This window comes from Bowmanella yangjiangensis (assembly GCF_017255015.1).
GTDB lineage: Bacteria > Pseudomonadota > Gammaproteobacteria > Enterobacterales > Alteromonadaceae > Bowmanella > Bowmanella yangjiangensis.
This window is the reverse complement of the sequence record NZ_JAFKCS010000834.1, coordinates 1-310: the sequence shown is the minus strand read 5'-3', so window position 1 is coordinate 310 and position 310 is coordinate 1. Positions and strand designations below refer to the sequence as shown.

Annotated in this window: 1 protein-coding gene; it reads right to left on the bottom strand. The window is 61.0% G+C overall.

The window, feature by feature from the left end; all coding sequences use genetic code 11:
* Positions 1 to 218: hypothetical protein (locus J0A65_RS26890; RefSeq protein WP_206597220.1), on the bottom strand; the 218-nt coding region annotated here is incomplete at its 3' end.
* Positions 219 to 310 lie beyond the last annotated feature (92 nt).

Below are 310 nucleotides of genomic sequence, written 5' to 3'. Positions count from 1 at the left end.
AGCGGGCGCGGTTCATCAACGCCAGAACCGGTTTGAAGAAGAACATCATGACCCCTTGCGGTGGAAGACGTGGCGACATCGGCACGGAACTGCCCGAGATAGAGCAGTTCGTGCGCTGCCATCTGGCGAATTGCCAGCAAGAATCCTGCCGTCATCAAACCGGCGACGGCTGCTTGGAGTTCGGCTGCCGTCGCCGCTGTTGCGTCTGCGTGCGTCATTCCTGTGTCTGAGGTGCTTCCAGTGGCAGCAGCAGGTTCATCAGGATCGCCGTCAGGCCACCGCTGGTGATCGCCGAGCCGAACACGTTCTG